Raw genomic sequence first — 24,136 nt, 5'->3', positions numbered from 1 at the left:
TTGTAAAATCATTTTTTAGTTTTTGATAGGCAAAAGCTTTGTTTTACTTTCGGAGCAAACAATCAGATCAATGAATAGTTCCCTTTCAATTTTTCGCAAAGTAGCCGTAGCGGAAGGCATATCCTATTTGCTTTTATTATTTGTAGCGATGCCGTTAAAATATTTTGCAGATCTTCCTTTGTATGTAAAATATACAGGATGGGCACACGGATTATTATTTGTGTTATATGCCGCTACCTTAGTTTTAGCTTGGCAAGAACAAAAATGGAAGTTTGGTAAAGCCGTTCTGATCTTTTTAGCATCACTTTTGCCATTTATGCCCTTTGTAGTCGATCGCAAATTGAAAGATGAAAGAGCGCTAAACTAATTGGCCATTACACAAATTGCTTACCTTAGTATTATGCGCTTAACAAATGATCGCCAGAGGTAGGTTAGATATCCGTTTTACCGAACTTTTTAAGGGAGCATTATACTGTATTGGTAGTGCTTGCGGTTTTAAAAAAGAACAACCTCAGTTTCCTAAAGGGCAGTTGCCCTGTCTTTCTGTTCGTACAGGTTTACATCTCGTATTAGAAGCTCTAAATCTTGAACCTGGTGACGAAATACTGGTTGCAGATATTAACATCCCTGATATGTTTGCAATCATTGCTGCCTATCATCTAAAAGTTGTACCATTAACTATAGATAAAAATACATTAGGTATATCTGCAGGGCAGATAGCGGCCGCTATTACGCCCAAAACAAAGCTGCTGCTCATTACCCATTTATTTGGCGCCATAATGGATACCGAACCATTGCTTAATATTGCCAAATTGCATAATCTGATCGTAATAGAAGATTGTGCACAAGCTTATGATGGAATTTATGAAGGGGATTTAAAATCGGACGTGGTATTGTTCAGTTTTGGACTAATTAAGACAAATACAGCCTTAAGCGGTGCGATACTTCATATTAGAAACGAGCAATTACTTGCAGCGGTAAAAATATTGAACAATAGGCTGCCGGTGCAAAAAGGTAATCGATACTTCAAAAAAATAATTAATGCTGTCCTGATTAACATGCTTGTCGCAAGATGGCCATTTACCATAGCTTATTGGCTTTGTAAGCAATTTGGCAAAGACTTCGATACGCTTATTACTGGCTTTACAAGAGGTTTTTCCGGTGCAGATGTAATGGAGAAAATCAGATACAGGCCATGTTATGCTAATTTGTGTATGTTGCAGCGTAGAGTGAGTAATTTTGATCAATCTCGTATTCATAAGAGAAAGCTACTGGCAAACCAGTTATTATTGAATGTTGATTCGCGAAATATTATTGGTGCAGCAAACCTAAGGCATACACACTGGGTAATTCCGGTAGTAGCGGCCAACCCATCACTGTTACTCGATAAATTAAGAGAAAAAGGATTCGATGCCACGTCAAAAGCCTCTAGTTTAATTAAGATAGGTTTCGCCAGTTTGTCGCCAATAACCTCAAATGAGCTAATACTGCAAAATTTAGTTTATCTGCCAATGGATCTGAAAATGAGTAAAAAAGAAGTTAAACAATTGAACCAGTTGTTATTAGGTAATCTGTTGAACGATGAAGGTTTTGGTAAATCAGATCAGACATAAAAAGAAGCAAATAAAATTTGCGAATTAAGTGCTTAATTTATACATTTGCATCCCGCTGAATAAGCAAATGCCCAGCTGGCGGAATTGGTAGACGCGCTGGTCTCAAACACCTGTGGGAAACCGTGCCGGTTCGACTCCGGCGCTGGGTACCGAGCCGGATTTAGTTCTAATTTAGATCTAAATCCGGCTTTTTTGTTTCGTAGACCTTTGTTAATCTGATAGATAAGAAGCGCTGCAGAGTTGATTCGGGTGTTTCGACAATCATTTTCAAAAATTCGACATCTTTCTGGATAGATCGAACCAATTATCAATCGTTTTTGCTCAATATTGCCGTTCTGATATTTCGTAAAATAAGTATTGATGGGCAAGCATCGTAAGATTCCATTTTAAATTTACTTATTGTTAGAAAAGTCCTTTAGTTAGCTTTTTGAGTGACTGGTCGACCTCCTCCAAATGGTTGGATTTCTCATCAAGCTGTTTTTTGGAGCTTTTGATTTCGCGCTCCAGTATAGCACTCCGTTGCCTGATCAGTGCGGGATCATAACTGATGTTCTCTTTAGCTGAACCTGTACTGACACTGGTTTGCTGATATACGTTGTTGAGATCAGATATAACCGATAAAATCAGTTCGGTTGTTGAAAGAAAAGAGCTGTTATTGGCTAGGCGGTTTTGCATCTGCTCATACTTTTCTACCAGGCCGGCATGTTCAAGCTGGAGATCTGAAAAACGCTGGCTGAGTTGCCTGGATCCATTAAGTCGCTGGGCTGCATTGAGTTGCTGCTCATAATCTTTCACTTGCTGCTTCCAGTAATTGGCCCTTGAAAGGTAGTTTGGGAAAGCCGCCTGCAAAGGATGGTAAACCCGGTTATCGCCCTTCACTTTTGCCATTGCCATGAGGTTAGCAGAGCGGAAAAGCCTGGTGTTAAGTTCCCTGGGGATCCAGCCGATAGATAGCCCAGATTCCGATTTGTACACCCATAGATAATAACTGATATCCCTGGCCGTAGTTGAAATATCTTCAGAGAGGGCTGGGGTATTAAGGTACTCCGAGTAAGCATCAACCGGATCCATACCTACACCGCAGGGTAAAACGAAATATTCGGGTAAATAGGCATTGCCAAATTCATCCTGATACAACCTAATTTTGAGCAATTGCCCATTATTAGCATTCATTGACCGGGATAGCCTTGAAAGAAAGGGCTTAATTGTCTTTTCATATTTGGTAACCAAGTCTTTCTGTTTGCCAGCCATGATCAGGTCAAAGAACCCACCGAAAAAAACCTTCCCAGGGCTTGCAGGCATTTTATCTAGATCAATGGTTAGCGCACCAGAGGATTCCGCGAAATCAATGTCCGGGGTTTCCTGTGCATAGGATACTCCTATAGACGATGAATAGAGTAATACCGCTAAAATATATTTTTTCATGTGCTGGACGCTAAAATTGGTTACAGAAATTCAATGCACGGTTCGCGGAGAAACTACAGCTTACTGCTGAATAAAGCCTGAGTGTGCTTAGCTTTATCCCACCTTCGATAGCAGTTCGTTCCCCTTCGATTTGGGCGGTAAGTGCTGCAACAGTTGGCATGCCCGAAACAGGCTGGGGGCCAATCATGGCTCCTTGGGGAGTCATTGAGTTATAAATGACCCTGTTGCCCTTATCGCCGTTACGGGTGACTATGTTTGATTTTACCGTTTGTATGCGCTCCGAAGGCTCGATCAGGCCAAGGGCAACGAGTTCACTTATTTTATCGTTATCGGTTTGCTGGTCAGCAGTGAGTGAATAGGAGTAAAAACCGGTCCTCATATACCACCAGCCGTAGTCCCAGTGATATTCCCGGCCCTGGTAAAGTGACTGCACGGCCGCACGGTCTAAGAAAGCCTTGCGCTCTTTTCGGATCTGTGCAATTTTGTCGGTCAGGTTAGCCTGCCCCTTACCATATAGTACTTTATTGAAAAAATCCCGGTAGGTTTTCATGACCGAACTGATTTTTTCGGGTGAATGTTTTAAAAAGACCATGCAGTTGTGTTCAATATACATGGCTGCCGCGATCAGGGGCAGGTTGAGGTAATTGTCATAAAGCATGAGCTGGTTAACTTTCCTGTTTATATTTCCCCGAAGCTGATCGATATCGGCCTCTATTTCCACAAAACGCTTTGGATTGTATTCAACTCTTTTATAAAAATCCATGTAACTCTGAAACTGGCCAATGTAGCCCTGGATACTGTTGCTCTTGATTTCCTGTGATACCTCAGCAGGAAGCTGACCAACTAGCTCGATCACTTCATCAACTTTTCCAGATACTACATCAATACTTTCCTTGATCACATCGAGCTGCCGGCTGATATTCTCCAGCATTTTGATCTGCAGGGCCAGAAGCCCATTACTTGAACTGTTTCCCTTGAAAAGCTTGGAGGCACTAATCGCAAATTGGACAACAGCAATCACTGTAGCTGCGGCAACCCTTTCCCTTTTTCGTGGTAGGGCTACTGGAAAACTAAAAATAGTGGCAGGGCGTAATAGCGTTCCCAGCCCGAGAAGGGACATACCCTTAATAAAGCGTCTTCTGTCTGACATGGTTTTAGGTTATTTTAGGGGTGTATATTATGTCAATTTTAGTCGCAGGAACGAGTTGGCCGACAATAATATGAACAAAGTTTGCCCGTTCGGGGAAACCCTGTAAGGTGACATGGTTAATGAAGAGCGGCATACTGATCTGTTTGGTAACCGAAGATAAAAAAGCTACTTAAAAAAAACAAGACGACGTTTGTTTTCTGGCTGGTCATTTCGATATACCACTATGTGGCTGGTTCAAACAAGTGTGCAAACCAGCCGCATAAGATATGGAGATCCAATAATTTAATCACGATTTTTTAGGTTCATTACCGACTTTTTATCAAATACGTCGATTTTAAGATATCTCCAAAGGATTCAGGAAATGGCGTTAAACTTTATTCTATATACGATAACATTTTCAAATCTTGTAAAAGTTGTATTGACGTGAAGTTGAATTAGGGTACCAAGCCAGAAAGATAGTTTTTCGAAACATTCTTTCCGGTTTTTTTATGCTTTAAATCGCTGTTTATAAGATGTCTAAAACTACTTTCTCCGAATCTTGCCAAATTTTTAGTTCTAAAGTAATCTGATAAAGATTCATTTTTTACAATACACCTCTCCGACTGCGGAAATTATTCATCCTTGTTTAGAAGAAAGAATAGAAACACAAACGAGCAACATCGTTAGAGGTCTTTATGCAGGATACAGCAGGATGGTTGGGCGCGCCACCTTTTATATATTAACCGGAAATAAACCAGCAGCTGTATAACGCTTGCTATAACGTATAACCAAATATATTCCGGAATTTATGAAAAGCATCCATTCTTTTATGCTGGTAGCCTTTATGCTCGTTAGTATTACCGTTTTTGCCCAGCCCAAAACGCCAGATTGGGTAAGCAAGGTGGGTGCGAGGAAATTCAGTTTTAAGCAGAATAATTACCTTGTAAATAAATACGGAGCGATAAATGATGGTAAAACTTTGGCTACAAATGCCATTCAAAAGGCCATTGACGATTGCGCAGCGAAAGGTGGGGGCATCGTTTCTTTTGAAGCGGGCAAATACCTTACGGGATCAATTTTTATTAAAAAAGGCGTAAACCTAAAAATTGATGAAGGTGTTGAAATTTTGGGTAGCCAGAATATTAAAGATTATCCTGAAATTGATACACGTGTGGCCGGCATCGAAATGAAATGGCCAGCGGCGCTAATCAACATTCTAAAACAAGATAAAGCTTCAATTTCAGGCAAAGGGCTCATTAATGCCCAGGGCAAACCATTCTGGGAATATTACTGGAATTTAAGAAAAGAATATGACCCGAAAGGGCTAAGGTGGATTGTAGATTACGATGCCAAACGTCCAAGAACGATACTGGTTGAATCGGCAAAGGATGTGGTGATCAAAGATATTCATGTGCAACAGGCTGGATTTTGGACCGTACAGATTTTGTACTCTTCTTATGTAACGGTAGATCACATTACCATTCGAAATAATGTAGATGGTAGCGGCCCGAGTACTGATGGAATTGACGTTGATTCTTCGTTATGGACGCTGATTGAAAATTGCGATATCGATTGTAATGATGATAATTTCTGCCTTAAAGCCGGTCGCGATTGGGATGGCCTAAGGGTAAACCGACCAACCGAATACGTGGTAATCCGCAATTGTGTGGCGCGTAAAGGCGCAGGCTTACTTACTTTGGGTAGCGAAACATCAGGCAGTATCCGCCATGTGTGGGCCACCGACCTGGTAGGCTATGGAACGGGTAACGCAATTAATATTAAATCGGCCAAAACAAGGGGAGGTACGGTAGAAGATGTGTATTTCGGTAACATTACCATGCATGGGGTGGGCAATGTGATTCAGGTAAATCCAAACTGGAATCCTTCTTACAGTTATTCTACTTTACCAGCGGGATATAATCCAGATTCTATCCCCGCACATTGGACCAAACTTTTAACCCATGTAGACCCAGCGAGCAAGGGTATTCCTAAAATACAAAACATCAATGTGTTTAATGTTACCGCTACCGGTGCTAAAAAGGCAATCAATGCCATTGGTTTTTCAGAAACCATATTGAAAAACTTTAACCTCTCCAACCTGAAAATAGAAGCAGCTACCGCCGGAACGATCGATTTTGGGCAAAACTGGACTTTTGATCGGGTGAATATTACAGCTGCAGACCAAAGCGCATTGAAAGTAAGTAATTCAGTAAGTGTAAATCCTTAGCCGTTTCGAAAAAATGAAAAGATTTTACAGTTTATGCTACTGCCTGGGTTTATCGGTGACTACACTTTTTGGACAAGAACTTTATCCGCCAACCTTAAAATCAGGAACCTGGCACAATGAAGATGCAAGTTTACGTTACCGTCCGGAGGGAAGAGACTTTGTTATCCATAACGGTACAAGAAGGTTTACCAGAGCCTTATATGGAACCAATACAGCATTTCGGGTCGAGGCTGGCGATCTGCCTGAATTTGCTTTGTATATGCCAGCTATGGGCGGTAACCTGCAGTTTGGCCTACTTGATGGCAAAAATAGCAAATGGCTGATTAAGGCAACAGATATTACCGCCAGGTATCGTCCAGGATCGATGATTTACACGATAAAAGATCCATTGCTGGGAGATGGGACGCTTCATTTAACGCTTCTTGCATTGAGCAATAGCGATGGAACGGTGTTAAAAGCCCGTTTCGAAAATGTGAAAAAAGGAATAGAACTGCTTTGGGTTTTCGGTGGAGCAAGTGATAAAAAGTTTAGCCGGAGTGGCGATATGGGGGTAGATCCCGAATCTTCTTTTTATCTCGAGAAACAAAATTGCAAGGATAATTTATTTACGGTTACAAAAAACAGTTTCGAGCTCCAATATGCTAAAATCAAAAAAATAAGCGGAATTTTCCCTGCCGAAATCAGGATTGCTGATGCAGCCGATCTATCCTCCCCATTAAACTTAGATCAATCTAAAACACAACAAAATCCAGTAGTTACCGGAAAAATGCGCGTAGAAAATGGTAAAGATTTCTATGTATTGATCCAAAATCCTGAAAAAGATAACGCACCTAAAACATGGGATAGTGCTACCCAATTTAAAGAATCAGAAAAGAAACGTAAAGTTTTGGCCGATCGGGTACAGGTTGATACGCCAGATCCTTTTTTCAATACCATTGGTGGTGCTTTGGCCATGGCTTCGGATGGGATTTGGGAAGCGCCATCTTATATGCACGGTGCCATAGGCTGGCGGATGCGCTTGCCCGGTTGGCGTGGACCTTATACTGCCGATCCGCTAGCTTGGCACGATCGGGCACGAACACATTTTGATGCCTACGCCAAATCGCAGGTGCTCAATCCCGAGAGTGGTCCTGTTTTGGCCGATACTGCTTTTAATCTTTCACGATCAAAAGAGGCCATGGGGACTGCAATGTTCAGCAATGGTTACATTAGTCGTGAACCGGATGGAAAATCGATCAGACCACACCATTACGATATGAACCTAGTGTACATCGATCAACTGCTCTGGCATTTCAACTGGACTGGCGATTTAACTTATGTGAAAGAAATGTGGCCAGTAATTAAGCGGCACCTGGCTTGGGAGAAAAGAGTTTTTGATGCAGATGATAACGGCCTTTATGATGCCTATGCAGCTATTTGGGCAAGCGATGCATTGCAATATAGTGGCGGAAGCGGAACACATAGCTCAGCTTATAACTACCGCGCGAATTTAATTGCCGCTAAACTTGCCCGTTTGATTAATGAAGATCCGGGTATTTATCAAAAAGAGGCCAACAAAATATTAAAAGCCATGAATACCCAACTCTGGATGCCAGAAAAAGGCTGGTATGCAGAATATAAAGATGCTTTAGGTCTACAGCAATTGCATCCGGCTGCGGGTTTATGGACGGTTTATCACAGTATAGATTCGGAGGTTCCGGATGCTTTTCAGGCCTGGCAGAGTTTAAGGTATGTTGATACTAATATCCCACACATCCCGGTAAGGGCAAAAGGACTCGAAGATAAAGGTTATTATACCCTATCAACCACAAACTGGATGCCTTACGAGTGGTCGTTAAACAATGTGGTTTTAGCTGAAGTTACCCACACGGCACTGGCCAACTGGCAAGCTGGCAGGACTGAAGAAGCCTTCAAACTTTGGAAAAGTGAACTATTGGCCAGCATGTATATTGGTGGAAGTGCGGGTAATTTCGCCCAGGTTTCCCGCTATGATGCCATTTTAGGGGAATCATACCGCGATTTTGGTGATCCTGTAGGCATTAACTCCAGAACACTGGTTGAAGGGCTTTTTGGCATTGTGCCTGATGCGCTGAATAAAACTTTGCTCATCAGACCAGGCTTACCTCAAGAATGGGATCACGCAGCCCTAAACATTCCTGATCTTTCATTTTCTTTTAAACGGAAAGCATCGGTTGATACCTATGAGCTATTGCCGAGATTTGCCATTAGGCTAGGACTTAAAATGCGTATTAAAGCCAGGAGCAATCAATTAAAATCGGTTAAGATCAATGGAAAAGCAGTAAAATGGAAAAGTGTAGCCGACGCAATTGGCTTACCCGAAATCGAGATTGAAAGTGCAGTTGCAAAAGATTATCTGGTTGAATTGATTTGGGGAAGTGAAACTTTAAATCAACCTAAAATTGGTGCAGCCTATACTACTGGTTCGAAAATGGAAGTCGATTTTGGTAAAGCTAAAATTGTTAAAATATTCGATCCCCAGCAGGTGCTTAACAATGTAAATACAAGTGAAAGTACACTTAGTGCAAATCTTCAGGGCGAACCAGGCGACCGTACCTTCTTTGTCCAGGTTACAAATGGTCAGTTTACCTATTGGTTTCCGGTTTGTTTCAAACTGATGGAGGTGGTGAAAAAGCCAGATCAAATTTTAGATTTAACTGCTAAAGAATGGACAAGTAAAAAGCTCGAAACACAAGATTTATCGACTTATTTTAACGATCAGGTCGGTCAGATTTTTAACCATAAATACCTGTCACCACGGCCACAAACCACGACCTTACAGCTGGCCTGGCAAGGCATTGGCGATTGGACGCACCCCAAATTAAAACCCGAAATTAATGATATGGGCTTACGTAAACTGGCAGGCAATAAAGGTGAATTTTCATTGGCTTCTGGCGTGGTTTTTAAAACACCGTCAGATAGCACTTCAAAGAATATCATTTACACCGCTCAGTGGGACAATTTTCCCCGAAAGGTAGAAATTCCACTCTCTGGTAAAGCAAGCGGTGTGTTTTTCCTTTTGGCCGGAACAACCAACCCCATGCAAAGCAGAATGGATAACGGCGAAATTACGGTTCAGTATACCGATGGATCTACCCAAAAACTGCCCTTACGTAATCCCGAAAATTGGTGGCCAATTGAGCAGGATCTTTTCACCGATGGTTTTGCTTTCGATACCGGTGCAGAACGGCCTGTACGTGTACACCTCAAAACGGGTAAAATCGTAACCGCACAAGATGGCGATAGCTGGAACGGAAAAGACATAAATGGAGGTGCAGCAACAGCGCTGGGCCTAAAGCTTGATCCTAACAAAACACTGGCTAAGCTTACCTTATCTGCACTTTGTAATGATGTAATTATTGGTTTAATGGCTGTAACCCTGGTTCGTTAGTTTTTTAATAATGTGTTATAAAAGCTGGATATCGAAAAAAATAATATTGCCGATCATAACGATTTGCTTGCCTTTCTTTTCTGCTTTTTCACAATTGAAAAGCAATATCGCGCATTATTCTACCGAAGATGGGCTTTCGCATGATGGCGTGCTCTGCATTACCCAAGACCGCGATGGTTTTATGTGGTTTGGTACTTTTGATGGTCTAAACCGTTTCGACGGGACAAATTTTGTGGTTTACAAAAGCAGACCTGGCGATAATTCTAACCTGCGAACCAATAAAATAAGAGAAATCGTAGAAGATAAATCCGGCTACCTGTGGGTAAAAACCTACGATTTTAAGATTTATCGATTTGATAAGCGTACCGAACAATTTTTACCCGTTTCTGATGGCCCTTTTAAAGCATTTTTTAAAGACCAGGTAATTATCGACCATATGGTGCCTGATACTAAAAATGGTGTTTGGTTGCTAACTGAAAATCAAGGGCTTTTGTATGCTGCAAATAACTTTAAAGGGCAACACGGCATCATACAGTTTGCTAAAGAGCAGAAGCCTGGCAAACAAATTAAAGGAAACGCTGTGAAATTCAGGTACCGGGATGAAAAGCAAAGGATCTGGGTAGGCACCGAAGGCGGATTGAACTGTCTACAACGGAATAACAATGGTAACTATCAAGTGCTCAGGTTTTCTGCACCTATAGAAAAAATGCTTTCTTCTTTTGCGGTTAACTGTGTTGCGCAGAGCAAAGAATCGCTTTATTTTGGTACTGGTGATGGAAATTTATTAATCTACGACCTAAGGACGCAATCTTTTCAGGTTAAACAGATTAGTAAGGGAACTGCATTTAATTCCACTTGTTATTCAAAAGCGGGTCTGATTTATATCTCCACCATGGGGAAGGGAATGCTCACGGTTGATCCCATCAGTTTTAAAGTAAGCCAATCTGGAAGCAAAGAAAATTATCTATCCCTCAACGAAGACCATTCAGGATTAATCTGGATTGAGCCACAGGAAAATGGAATTATAAAGTACGATCCTAAAACACAACAATATAAATATTTCAGCCAAAAAAGAGATTTCAATTTCTCGAGCCGCGATTATAGCGTAGTTGCCGATGCAAACGGGATATTGTGGGTAAGCATGAAAGGTGGTGGTTTTGGCTACTATAATCCACAACGCGATGAGATTGATTATTTTTATGATCAGCCTGGCTCTTCAGACCAAAAGTTTTCCAATATCATTACGAGTTTATATGTAGACCGTATGGGTACCCTTTGGATGAGTGCACGCGATGGTGGGATTAATAAGGTGGTTTCTCTTACTGATAAATTTAATTACCACCGCTTGGCCAACAACCCCAAAAACCGCTCAGAAAATGAAGTAAGGGCCATGATGCACGATCAGAAAGGGCGCTTATGGGTTTGCAGTAAAGACGGCCGCATTCGGGTTTATGAGAATGAAAAAGAAGTTGATGTTTTTGGAAGCGGAAATAAACAGATTGGTACCGTTTACAGCATTATAGAAGATAGCAAGGGCAATGTTTGGTTGGGGACAAAAGGAGATGGCCTGTTTAAAGCCACACCAACCGATCAAAGACGGACTCTTTATACACTTAAGAATTTTAGAAACAACCCAACGGATGTAAACAGTTTGAGCAGCGATCTGGTATATTCGGTTATTGAAGATTCGAGAGGGCGCATTTGGGTGGGCACATTGGGCGGTGGCATTAACTTATTGAGCAATATCGATGGCAAAGAAGGTTTTAAGAATTTTTACAATGCTTTTCATAATTATCCATTTGGCTGGGCGAAGGTTATCCGATATTTATTAGAAGACAACAGTGGCAGGATCTGGATTGGAACAAGCAATGGTTTGCTGCGCTTTGATCCGAACAAGCCTGTTGCCAATGGTTACCGGTTTTTAGCTTACCGTAAAATCCGCGGAGACCATGCAAGTTTAGGGAATAATAGCGTACAGTATATTTACAAAGATAAAGCTGGGGGAATCTGGATTGCTACTTTTGGTGGTGGATTAAATAAAGTAATTGCCGATCCGAACAATCCTGATGTATTGCGCTTTGAGGTGTTTACCACACAAAATGGCCTGGCGAATGATGTGCTGCTCAGCATGAGTGGCGATAAAGAAGGTAACATTTGGATTGCAACCGAACGCGGTTTATCCAGGTTTAACCCAAAGCATAAAACATTCAAAAACTACGATTCTTTCGACGGATTGCCAAAAGTTGGTTTTTCTGAGGCTACCTGTTTTACGGCAAACAATGGGCAGCTTTATTTTGGTCTTACTGATGGTTATATCAAATTCAATCCTTCAAAAATTGCCGATCAGCGTACTTCAGCGAAAATGGCGCTGACCAAAATTCAACTGTATTATAAGGATATTGATCCCGGAGATAAGGATTCTCCTTTAAAATTTACCATAAACGAAACCAAGTCGCTAGTGCTCAACTACGATCAGAATGTAATCAGTATTGATTACACGGTGCTCGATTATCGTGTTTCCAACAAAATAACCTATGCCTATAAACTCGAAGGTTTCGATAAAACCTGGCACCAGGTAAACGACCTGCGAAGGGCAACCTATACTAACATTCCGCCGGGTACCTATACCTTTAAAGTGAAGGCTACAAATGATGATCTTTTTTTAACCCTGCCCGAAAAAACGTTAGAAATCATTGTCCATCCACCTTTTTATTTGAGCTGGCCGGCTTATCTGGTTTATTTTTTGCTGGCTATTGTTATCGCTGTTTTAGCAAGGCGGATTATTGTAACCATGATCAGGTTGCGCAATAAAGTTTTGGTAGAACAGAAATTAACGGAGGTTAAACTTTCTTTTTTTACCAATATCTCGCACGAACTCAGAACGCCACTTACCCTGATCGTAAATCCATTAGAAGAAATATCACGTAACGAAAAGTTATCAGACAGGGGAAGGGAATTTATAAATGTGATCCACCGAAATGCAAACCGGATGATCAGGTTTACCAATCAGCTACTTGATTTTAGAAAACTGCAGAACGGAAAGATGCAGCTTAATGTTGCTGAAATTGATTTGGTGGCTTTATCAACGGAGGTGGCCAATCATTTTTTTGCCATGGCCGACGAAAAGCAGATTAAATTCGATGTTTTTGCCGATAAGCAACCGGTTTTGGCATGGGTAGATGGAGAAAAGATTGAAATTATTCTTTATAATCTGCTCTCCAACGCATTTAAATTTACACCACCTCATCGAAAAATCTGGATCGAGATTAAAACAGAAGAAGAAACCGGCGGCATACTGATTCACATTATTGATGAGGGCAAAGGTATTTCAACAGATAAACTGGAGGAAATATTTGAAATCTATCACGAAGAAAGTATTACCGCAGATACCAATTTGAAGGGGACGGGAATTGGTTTGGCACTGGCCCGTGGATTGGCTTTAAGTCACCATGGCAAGCTGTGGGCCGAACAGCACAGCAGTGGTGGCATGATTTTTACCCTGCAGCTAAAATCTGGATATGCCCATTTCGATGCTTCGGAAGTGAGCTTTACTGAAAAGAGCAGCCTGGAAGAACCGTTAAGTTTAAGCGTGCCTATGGGAAACCAGGTGTCACCAATCAATTCGAATACCAATGGCCAACACCCGCAATTGTTAATTGTAGAGGATAACCCTGACCTTCGAAACTTTCTGGAGCTTAGTTTTAAAGATCATTATCGCGTTAGTACAGCTGGCGACGGCGCTGAAGGTTTTGAAATGGCTTTGGCCATACTGCCCGACTTGATTATCAGCGACGTAATGATGCCTAAAATGGATGGGATCCAAATGCTCGATCAGTTAAAAAATGATGCTGCTACCAGCCACATTCCCGTAATTTTACTCACCGCTAAATCGTCTATCGAAAGTCGGATTGAAGGCTTAAAATATGGTGCAGATATTTATTTAACCAAACCTTTTAATACTGATTTCCTTTCTGCGGCAATTGATAATTTGATCCGTTCGAGGAAAAAACTCTTCGAGCAACTCTCCAATAAACAAGAGCAGCGTATTGTATCCCTTCAACCCGACGAAATTGTAATTACTTCAAAAGACGAAACCTTTTTGAAAGAGATCATCAAAATTGTGGAAGAGGGGATGATCCAATCTGACTTTAATATTGATGAGGTTGCGGCAGCAATTGGTATGGGCAGAACAACTTTCTATAAAAAGCTAAAGAGTTTGACCTCATTGAGTCCGGTGGAGTTTGTACGCGACATGCGCCTTAAACGCAGTAAACAATTGTTAGATTCGGGCAAGTGCACCGTTTCAGAAGCGGGTTATTTATCCGGTTTTAACAGTTTGCCTTATTTCAGTACCTGCTTTAAGGAGAAATATAGTGTTTCGCCATCTGCTTATCTAAAAACAATGGTGAATAGCTAGATTGAAACTAATTCTGGTTTTCTCCCGCAGATTTAAGATGATATACGCAGATTAAATTGTCTTCCCCCTGTGTTGGTATGCGAAATCAACGGGAACAAAAACGGTCAATGTCATTAAGTTAAGTACCGCGATCGTCAGTCTGTCCAAAGGACTCCTGTGGAGAGCATAGTCGAAGACTTCTTGAGATTCCTATAGAAAGGTCGTCATTGCGAGGCACGAAGCAATCTTAATGCGCACGCTAGTAGCGATCGTTGTAAGATTGCTTCGTCGGCTGAAAAAGCCTTCTCGCAATGACGATTCTTCGCAGCCTATCACTGCAAAAAAGCCTCTGTCATTATATTGATTTTTAAATAAATTATCCCTCGGGGTGACATCTTTTCGCAATTTATCCCTTAACTTAATTACGGAGCAAGACTTAAATTTCCCCCGCAGATTTAAGGTCATTTCCTAAGAATTATGATTGACTTCCCTCTGTGTTGATCTGCGAAATCAGCGGGAACCAAAAAGCAGCAAGGTTTATGTTTTTTCCTGCAGATTAAGAAGAACCCCGCAGATTTAATAATTATTGTTTTACTCCACGGTAACCTGCCAAATCAGCTATAAAAATCTCCAAAACCACTCTTTTTACCAAATAACGAAAGCAATTCGTCAATTTCTGAAAACCCATTTTAGCGGTTTGAGATAGATTTGTATTGAATAACCAAATATATAACTGAACAAGTAAGCCGATAGCTTAAAGATTTACATTGAATTTTATTAGAAGGATATCCATTTACAATATCCTGTGTTTAGCGCAGAAATAAAAATCGATTTTATTTTGCAAGCGCTTTGCTGTATTCAATTTTTCTCTTCCGCCACTGCTTACTAAACCTGTACTAACCAAATAATTTATGACCAGACTTTTTACAAGTTCGTGTTGTTTTCTGTTTTTTCTGGCCGTTTTATCAGGATGCCAGAAAAAAGAATTTGATGCATTTTATGAGCGCCCAGCAGGTTTGGGAGACCCCATTTACCAACAACTAGAAGCAAGGGGCAATTTTAAACACTTAACCGCGGTAATTGACAAAGCGGGTTATAAAGATATTTTAAGCAAAACAGGCTGGTGGACTTTCTTTGCACCGAATGATGCAGCTTTCGAACGTTTTTTTAAAGATCAGAATATTAAAGGTACTGCTGAGATCAGCGATTCGATGGCTACCTCAATTGTAAAATACGCGTTGGTTTACAATGCTTACCGCGAAGACCAGTTGAGTAACTACCAAATGGCAGGCGGGGCAGAAACGGGTGTTGGTTTTGCCTTTAAAAGAAAAACTGCTTATTATGACTGGGTGCAACAAAAAGGTGATGGGGTGCGGGCAAAAGTTATCGCCACCAACCGCAATGTACAATCGGTTAGAGGCGTAAATACTTCAGCCTATGTAGATGGCGATAACAATAATAAATACATCCCTTATTTTACCACTGCATTTATGTCCACTGGTGGTATGAGTGCCGGCGATTATAACGTATTTTATCCAGGTTCTACCTATAATGGGTTTAATGTGGCAGCAGCAGCAGTGGTAAATATGGATATCAGTGCCGAAAATGGCATGATCCATGAAGTAGACCGTGTTACTTTACCTTTAAAAAGCATCGACCAATATATCACTACGAATGCCAATTACAGCGAGTTTAAAGCACTGCTCGATTCGCTAAAATTTTATGTCTCTAATGCATACCAAACCCACCGCAACTTTGTAGCTACGGGCAGTTCCGATTCGGTATATGTAAAAGGTTATAACGGTTTATTAGCTTATTCCATCAATAATGAGAATTATCAGCAACCTGGGGTAAACAGCTATCTGGCAAACGAGTCTCAAAAATCAAGCTGGACCATCATGGCGCCAACCAACGAGGCTTTTAGGGCTTACCGAAAAAAAATATTGGCCAAGTATGGTAATTCTTTCTTTAAAAGTACTCCACCAAGCATCGTAATCGATTTTATCAATTCGCACATGTGGCCAATAGCTTTATGGCCAAGTAAATTTGCCCAAGGTCAAAATTACCTGCTCGAAACCACCACGCTGAGCCTAGATAATGCCGTGGATAAACAGATTTTGAGCAATGCCGTTTTTTATGGGGTAAACCAGGCGCACAGCTCAAATGTATTCAGAACAGTTTATGGTGTACCTTATCTTGATCCGACGACCAATCTTACTTTATTGGCCTATGCTGATGGAGGCTCAGGTGTTAAAATATACACCACGCAGCCAGGCGTAAGGCAAACCTTATTGGTAATGCCCGATGCCGTGGTAACAGCAGCAGGTTACCGCTATAACGAGGGCAGTATTGGTACTACAACTACCGCATGGGGCTATCGTACTTCGCCAACAGCAAGTTATTCGCATAACCAGATTTACCGTGATAATGCTTTCCGTTTATTTAAAACAGGTGTTTTGCTTACGCCAACTGGCGAATTAAGCAGTTTGAGCGGTTCAGGTATTGTTGAAAGTCAGAGTGGTGATTATGTTCGCTACCGCAATGGAAAAATCCAGACCAGTGGAACAGTTGATACCGGTACCGATATTAACATTACAAAAACTGATGCAACTTCGATAAACGGCATTGTATATTATGTTGATGCACCATTGGCTTTTACCGATAAAAATGTAGGTCAGCACCTGCAAAATCTGGCCACCAGCGATCCTACACGCTTTTCGTCTTTCTACTGGTTTGTTTCTACCTCTTCACTCTACAATGCTACAACCAAAGCCATTTCAGGTATGAATACAGGCATTGATAATAAATATACCCTATTGGTACCCGATAATGCTGCCATTACACAAGCCATTAAAGATGGTTTATTACCTGGAACAAAAGCTACCGGTGCTTTACCTACAGCGGCACCTACATCTGAGGCGCAGAAAGATATGGTAAGAAAATTTATCCTTTACCACATCATCAATGGCGAATCAGTAGCAGTGGACGGGAAAAAAGCCGATAACTACTTAACCCTGTTGCAAACAGAGTCTGGAGACAATACTTTGCTGAATATCTTGAATCAGCCAAGCAACCTGATCATCACCGATCGGGCGGGGCGCACTACGCAGGTAAATTTCAGTTCGAGTAACCAACTCTCTAACCGTACCCTTATCCATTCCATTTCCAATTATCTCAATTACAATAAGTAACACTTACAGATAAAACTAGATTATATAAGATGAAAATATTTCTATATAGAATTTTCTGTCTATCTGTTATGATTTTAACAATCATGGGATATTCAGGAACCCTCCGTGCACAGCAGCCCGTTACCGTGCGTGGAAAAGTAACCGATAAAAAAGACAAACTCGAAATTATAGGTGCCTCGGTTATTGAGGTAGATCAGAATAAAAGAACCATTACCGGGGTAAGTACTGATATCAACGGGAATTTCGCCCTAAGGGTAACCAATACCAAAAATCAGTTGGTGGTTTCATTTATTGGCTATAACAGCCATAATGCAGGTGTGATTGGTAACCGCACAACCATAAATGTAACGTTAGAGCCAAGCTCGAACAGTTTGCAGGAAGTGGTGTTAACCGCCAAAAAAATGGTGAATAACGGAACAGGCTTAAACATAGCAGAACGTAACTCTACTATTGCATCAGCAACCGTTAGCGGTAAAGCTTTAGAAGAGTTGGCGGTAACTTCAATCGATCAGGCTTTGGCCGGACGTTTATCTGGAGTAGATTTTGGTACGACTTCAGGAGATCCGGGGGCAGGAATGTCGATCAGGATACGTGGTACTTCATCCATCAACGGTTCTGCCGAGCCGCTTATTGTACTTGATGGTATGCCTTATGAAACGGAAATCCCTTCTGATTTTAATTTCGGAACTGCCGATGAGCAGGGTTATGCACAACTTTTAAATATTGCACCATCGGATATTAAAGATATCACCGTTTTAAAAGATGCAGCCTCAACTGCAGTTTGGGGGTCGAGGGCGGCCAACGGCGTACTCCTGATCAATACCAAACGTGGCGAAAGGGGAAGGCCTGTGGTATCGTACAATTTTAAGGGTTCGATGGCGCAGCAGCCTAATCCCATTCCTTTTTTAACGGGCGATCAATACTCAATGCTTATTCCAGAAGCGGTAATGAATGCTACAGGTTTACCCCTCGACTTTTTAGGCAATAATGGACAAAATAAGGCCTTTCAGTACGACCCGTCTGATGCCTATTATTACTACAACTATAGCAACAACACCGATTGGGTAAAACTGATTACCCGCAATGGTTATACACAAGATCACAACGTTTCGATGAGTGGTGGTGGTGAAAAAGCGCGTTATTATGCATCGGTTGGTTATTTAGGTCAAACCGGAACTACTTTGGGAACCGATTTATCTAGGATTACGGCTAAGATTAATTTGGATTATATCGTATCGAGCAAGCTGAGGTTCAGGACAGATGTAACCTATACACATGTGGATAACAACCTTAACTATGATAAATCTTTGCGTAGCACGGCGATCAATAAAATGCCGAATATGTCTGATTATGAGTATGATGAATATGGAAATAAAACTTCAGCATATTTCTCGCCAATTTCCAATATCCAGGGTCGTTATAGTGCAACCTATAATCCTTTGGCCATGGCAAATGAAGGTGCAAGCCATTTAATAGGCGAGCGTATTACACCAAAATTTAATCTTCAATACGATATTTCTCCGGTTTTATTTTCTACGGTAGATGTTCAGTTTGACATTAACAATACCAAATCCAAAACCTTTTTACCTCAAATTGCCACCGGGCAACCAAGTACGGAACCAACCGTAAACCGGGCTTCTGATGCCGATGGGGATTCGTACAACATTCAGTCGAAAATTAACCTGATTTACCGTCCGCATTTAAGCGAAAAGCATAATCTTCAGGGTTTGATTTCTTTTCAAACCAACGATACCAAATCGGCCTCTTATACAGTTGCCACAGCAAATACGGCTTCTTCTGAATTTCAAGACCCATCCAATCCATCCATTACCAATGGATCTGGTTTGGGCTTAAACTCCAGTCAGGCGCAATCCAGAAGTGTTGGGGTGTTGTTGCAGGCACAATATGAATTTTTAGACCGCTACATTATCAACATGAATGGCAGGGTAGATGGTAACTCCAAGTTCTCGCCAGATAACCGTTTTGGTCTTTTTCCGGGGATTTCTACCCGATGGAGAATTTCGGGTGAACCATTTATGAAAAACCTCAAATTCATTGACGATTTAAGTTTACGCTTAAGTTATGGTGCGAGTGGAAAAGCACCAGGGAGCAACTATGCTTATTTTAACAATTATACGCCATTTTCATGGTCGTATGCCGGTCGTGCAGCAGTTTATCCCTCAAACATCGAACTTTCCAGGTTAAAATGGGAAACTGTAGTAGGTAAGAACCTGGGTTTCAATTTATGGCTGTTCGATAGTCGTGTTAAAATCGACGCAGAGATTTATCAGAACACCACTAAAAACATGTTTTACAATGACCTGAGGATTGCTGCTACTACCGGTTACAATGCCATTGACATGAACATTGGTACCATGAACAACAATGGTTGGGAAATCGGCATCAATACTACGCCTGTTAAAACTAAAAAATGGATTATAAACTTTGATTTCAATATTTCGAGGAATATTAATTCCATCCAATCCATTTCAGAGTTCTATCCAAGAGAAAGCTCCGTAGGACTTCCGGCGCAGGGATCTTATAAATCTTTCCTGATTATTGGTAATCCATTTGGCTCGTATTATGGCTTTAAGTACAAAGGGGTGTATAAAGATGCTGATGCGACCATTGCCAGAGATCAGAACGGGAAAGAAATTATTGGACCAAACGGTCAGACCATTTACATGCGTTACAATTACCCCACAGTTGATTATGTATTCCAACCGGGTGATGCGATGTATGAAGACATTAACCACGATGGAAATATTGATGAAAAAGATATGGTTTACCTCGGCAATTCGGTGCCAAAATTTACCGGTGGTTTTGGGCCAAGCGTAATCTTTAATGGCAACCTGAAAGTACAGGCATTTTTTAGTTATCGCTATGGTTACGATATCGTAAACACCGCTAAAATTACCACCACCAATATGTATGGTGTTAACAACCAAAGTACTGCAGTTTTAAGGCGCTGGAGAAACCCTGGCGATGTGACCGATATGCCACGTGCCTTATACGGCGTAGGTTACAATTGGTTAGGCTCAGATCGCTATGTAGAAGATGCCTCCTTTATCCGTTTAAGCTCGGTTACTGTACGCTACAACTTTACCCAGAATATGCTGAAAAGGGTCGGTGTAAAAAGTGCCAGCATTTATGTAACCGGACAAAATTTATATACCTGGACGAAATATACCGGACAAGATCCTGATGTAACCTCGGTAGGGAGCAGTAATCCTTTTTCTTATGCAGCTGATGGTTCGCTTACACCACCCTCCAAAACCTTTACAATGGGCTTAACCCTTGGACTCTAAATGATTAACCATGAACAGAAAAATTAAATATACGCTACTGGTTTTCGTTACACTGCTGAGTGTTTTTGGAACTTCGTGCAAAAAATGGCTGGATTTAAAACCTCAGGATGGTTTAATCCGCGATGAATACTGGCAAACCAAAGAACAGCTTGATGCTGCGGTGATGGGCTGTTATGCCTCGCTTTTAGGCGGAAGCAATATACCATTGGCCAAGTATCTTTTTATTTGGGGCGAGCTCCGTGCCGATATGGTGGTGCCCGGTTTAGAAATCTCTTCTGATGATGACGAATCGAAACTGAGTGGATTGCTGAGGGATGAATATGATATTATGCGTACCCAGATTGCCTCTACCAACACGCTGGTAAACTGGGAGGCCATTTACAAAACCATCAATTATTGCAATACGGTAATCAAATTTGCGCCTGAGGTAATCAATAGGGATAAAACTTTAACACAAACGGCTTTAAATGGTTATTTAGCTGAAGCCCATGCTTTACGCGGATTAATGTATTTCTATCTGCTGCGCTCGTTTGGCGAAGTGCCACTTAAACTCGAACCTACTTATAACGACTCGCAGATTGGCGCTATTGCCAAAAACACCCAACAGGAAGTGTACCTGCAGGTGATTAAAGATTTGTTGTTTGGCAGCGAAAACGGACAGGTAACCTATGGCAGTATGGCCGAAGATCGGGGCAGAATGACTAAATTCTCTGCTTACACCGCATTGGCCGATGCTTATTTATGGAATGAGGAATATCAAAAAAGTATCGATGCCTGCAATAAAGTAATCGAATCCGGTAAATACAGATTATTGCCAAATGGAACACAACAAACCGATTTTTACAATACGGTATACCTTAACGGGAATTCGGTGGAAGGCATTTTTGAGTTTCAGTTTGATAACCAAAAGCTCAATCCCTTTGCACCCATGTTCGGCATAACCGGAAGAGAGTTTAGGGCAGCCGATTGGATTGCAGAAGGTGGATTGTTCGGAACAGATCTGGCTAACCTGAGCAATAAAGATATCCGCGGAAATGGTACCTCGATGTTCGAAGCCAATTCTGCCATCTGCAAGTTTACCAATTTCAGAACGGCAGCTACTTCTTTCACCCATTGGTTTGCCTATCGTTATTCGGATGTTTTATTAATGAAAGCCGAAGCGCTAACCTGGCTGGCACCTGGCAACAGTGCTAATGGAACCCAGGCCATTGAATTGGTTGGTCAAATCAGGGCAGCCCGCAATGCACAAACTTTTGTAGCTGATAAATTTATCGAAATACCTGATCCTGCACTAACGGCCAATGTTTCGCAATATGTATTTGAAGAACGGGCACGCGAATTTGCTTTCGAAGGCAAACGCTGGTACGATATTCTGCGCAATGCCAAAAGAGGCAACTACGCAAACGAAAAACTCCTGATCGATATTGTTTCTGCCAGTGCCCAACCAAGTAAACAGCAAACGGTAATCAATAAATACCGCGATCACAGAAGTCATTATTTCCCGATCTATTCGTATGAGTTACAAACAAACAAGGCGCTTGTTCAAAATCCATTTTATCAATAATTGCTAACCAAAAAAATAAAGCTATGAAACAGAATGTTAAAATAGTGCTGCTGGGATTATGCAGTTTATTTATGTGTCTTTGGGCTTGCCGTAAAGACTCGGTAGTACAGGGAACATCAAATGTGGTAAATATGACCCAATATTTAACAAATCACCCTGAGCAGTTTTCAGAATTGTCAAAGATTCTCGAAATCTCCGAAACCGCTTCTTTTTTGAATGCTTATGGATCTTACACACTTTTTGCACCAACAAACGATGCCATTAAAGCCTATTTGCAAACTAAGGGGAAAAGTGCGGTAGCCGATATTTCCGCTGCGGATTGGAAGAGTTTTATCCGTTTGCATCTACTTGAAGATTCTATACCCACATCGAGGTTTACTGATGGTAAGCTATTCGATTTAACGATGTATGGTCAATATTTAACCACTTCTTCCGAGCTGATTTCGGGGGTAACAAAAATCCGTATCAACAGGCAGGCAAGTGTAATCCAGCCTAATATTTCAGTAGGAAATGGTTTGATCCACAGTATCGATCATGTATTAACCCCTGCTACTTTAACCGTTGCGCAAACCGTTGCCGCAAATCCTGATTATTCGATTTTTACCGAAGCGCTACGGGAAAGTGGCCTTTATGATAAACTGAACATCCTTCCTGCCAATAATCCAGATGAAAAGCAGAAATTTTTGACGGTAATTCCCGAAAGTAATGCCACCCTCGCAGCCGCAGGCATTAACAATTATGCGGCTTTAAAAGCTAAATATTCGGCTACGGGAAATGTAACACAGCCAACAGATGGTTTACAGCTTTTTTTAAACTATCATATTTTATATGGTGCCAAATATTTAGCTGATATTATTACCGCCAGTGCGCACAATACTTTAGCACCTTTGGAGGTTTTAACCTCAAAGCTTTCTGGCGAAACCGTGTTGATGAACGATGATACCTTTAATGGTGTTTACGAACCTGGTTTTTCACTCCTTCGCGATAAAAGTGATGTTACGGCCAGTAATGGTGTAGTACATCAGGCTTCTGCACATTTCGATATTAAAGTACGCGCACCATTCAGGGTAGATTTTGATGTTTGTGCTTTTCCCGAAATGTTGAAGAATACACAGTATTATAAGAAGAGCAATTATTTCTTTACGGGTGATGAGGCTGCGGCTTTAACCGAAATTAAATTCTCAGGTAGGGAAGAGGGAAAAGACCCAACCAAATCGCTGATTTATAGATACGGCAGTGCCGGAACCTCGACCAACTCGTACAACAAAGATATTTTGGTTATCCCGCTGGCTACTGGAGGAACGTCAAATACTTCGGAATGGGTAGAGTTTAGAACACCGCTGCTGATTAAAGGGAAATATAAAATCTGGGTATGTATTTATGCACAGGCCGAATCGAATACCACTACCGAGGTGCAGGCGAGTATCGGTTTGGATGGTACTACCGATAGGGCTCCTTTATCCAATTCGCGCATCTTAAACTTTACTGTAAAACGCCCTGGGATAAATAAAGTAGTAAATGGGGTAACGGTGATTGATGCCGATGCAGAAGAGGCTGTAGGTTTTAAAACCTATATGGCGAGCACGGCAGGCGCACAGATTGGAAAGTTAATGGGCATTGCAGATTTACCACAAACAGGCCGTTATTGGTTGCGTTTAAAAGCCATAAACGGCTCGCAGGCCACCAACAATGTCGATATGATCCATATTATTCCGGTTAACGACGACCAGCAATACTGGAAATACAATGTTGATGGATCTAAAATACTAAGGCCATAATTAATAACTAACCACAGATAAAAAGGATAGACACAGATCCAGTATTGAAAATCTGTGTTTATCTGTGTGCATCTGTGGTAAAAAAAGCGTGCAGTT

11 protein-coding genes and 1 tRNA gene are annotated in these 24,136 nt (G+C 41.3%); 10 read left to right on the top strand and 2 right to left on the bottom strand.

Annotated features, from left to right (window positions below):
* Positions 1-70: 70 nt before the first annotated feature.
* The 3 genes from LQ227_RS02560 to LQ227_RS02550 all read left to right on the top strand — a co-directional run bounded on the left by LQ227_RS02560 (position 71) and on the right by LQ227_RS02550 (position 1,762).
* Complete coding sequence (locus LQ227_RS02560) at positions 71-367, top strand: DUF3817 domain-containing protein (protein WP_116249862.1); 297 nt, start codon at positions 71-73, stop codon at positions 365-367.
* A 46-nt stretch (positions 368-413) separates the two neighbouring features.
* On the top strand, positions 414-1,613 hold the full coding sequence (locus tag LQ227_RS02555; RefSeq protein WP_230143717.1) for an aminotransferase class V-fold PLP-dependent enzyme: 1,200 nt from the start codon (positions 414-416) through the stop codon (positions 1,611-1,613).
* Positions 1,614-1,682: 69 nt separating this feature from the next.
* Positions 1,683-1,762: transfer RNA gene (locus LQ227_RS02550), tRNA-Leu, on the top strand.
* Between the two features lie 253 nt (positions 1,763-2,015).
* Here the strand turns inward: LQ227_RS02550 and LQ227_RS02545 are convergent.
* Together LQ227_RS02545 and LQ227_RS02540 are read right to left on the bottom strand one after the other, a co-directional pair.
* Positions 2,016-3,038 (bottom strand): hypothetical protein, encoded by a 1,023-nt coding sequence (locus LQ227_RS02545; RefSeq protein WP_230143719.1) that lies wholly within the window; start codon positions 3,036-3,038, stop codon positions 2,016-2,018.
* A gap of 10 nt (positions 3,039-3,048) precedes the next feature.
* Positions 3,049-4,188, bottom strand: a complete 1,140-nt coding sequence (locus LQ227_RS02540) for a hypothetical protein (RefSeq protein WP_230143721.1) — start codon at positions 4,186-4,188, stop codon at positions 3,049-3,051.
* A gap of 787 nt (positions 4,189-4,975) precedes the next feature.
* Here LQ227_RS02540 and LQ227_RS02535 point away from each other — a divergent pair.
* The 7 genes from LQ227_RS02535 to LQ227_RS02505 all read left to right on the top strand — a co-directional run bounded on the left by LQ227_RS02535 (position 4,976) and on the right by LQ227_RS02505 (position 24,040).
* Entirely contained in the window at positions 4,976-6,394 is a 1,419-nt protein-coding gene (locus tag LQ227_RS02535) for a glycoside hydrolase family 28 protein (protein ID WP_230148142.1), read from the top strand.
* A 13-nt stretch (positions 6,395-6,407) separates the two neighbouring features.
* Complete coding sequence (locus LQ227_RS02530) at positions 6,408-9,803, top strand: DUF4450 domain-containing protein (RefSeq protein ID WP_230148139.1); 3,396 nt, start codon at positions 6,408-6,410, stop codon at positions 9,801-9,803.
* Between the two features lie 94 nt (positions 9,804-9,897).
* Positions 9,898-14,220 (top strand): hybrid sensor histidine kinase/response regulator transcription factor, encoded by a 4,323-nt coding sequence (locus tag LQ227_RS02525; protein WP_230148137.1) that lies wholly within the window; start codon positions 9,898-9,900, stop codon positions 14,218-14,220.
* An 890-nt stretch (positions 14,221-15,110) separates the two neighbouring features.
* On the top strand, positions 15,111-17,390 hold the full coding sequence (locus LQ227_RS02520) for a fasciclin domain-containing protein (protein ID WP_230148135.1): 2,280 nt from the start codon (positions 15,111-15,113) through the stop codon (positions 17,388-17,390).
* A gap of 83 nt (positions 17,391-17,473) precedes the next feature.
* The gene (locus tag LQ227_RS02515) at positions 17,474-20,698 is read left to right on the top strand and encodes a SusC/RagA family TonB-linked outer membrane protein (protein ID WP_230148133.1); all 3,225 of its coding nucleotides are present in this window, start codon (positions 17,474-17,476) and stop codon (positions 20,696-20,698) included.
* A 10-nt stretch (positions 20,699-20,708) separates the two neighbouring features.
* Entirely contained in the window at positions 20,709-22,262 is a 1,554-nt protein-coding gene (locus LQ227_RS02510) for a RagB/SusD family nutrient uptake outer membrane protein (RefSeq protein WP_230148131.1), read from the top strand.
* A gap of 23 nt (positions 22,263-22,285) precedes the next feature.
* Positions 22,286-24,040, top strand: coding sequence for a fasciclin domain-containing protein (locus LQ227_RS02505; RefSeq protein ID WP_230143736.1), 1,755 nt, complete (start codon positions 22,286-22,288; stop codon positions 24,038-24,040).
* Positions 24,041-24,136 lie beyond the last annotated feature (96 nt).

The organism is Pedobacter sp. Bi27, from assembly GCF_918698255.1.
Lineage (GTDB): Bacteria > Bacteroidota > Bacteroidia > Sphingobacteriales > Sphingobacteriaceae > Pedobacter.
The sequence above is the reverse complement of the archived record's forward strand: the minus strand, read 5'-3'. Positions and strand labels throughout refer to the sequence as shown.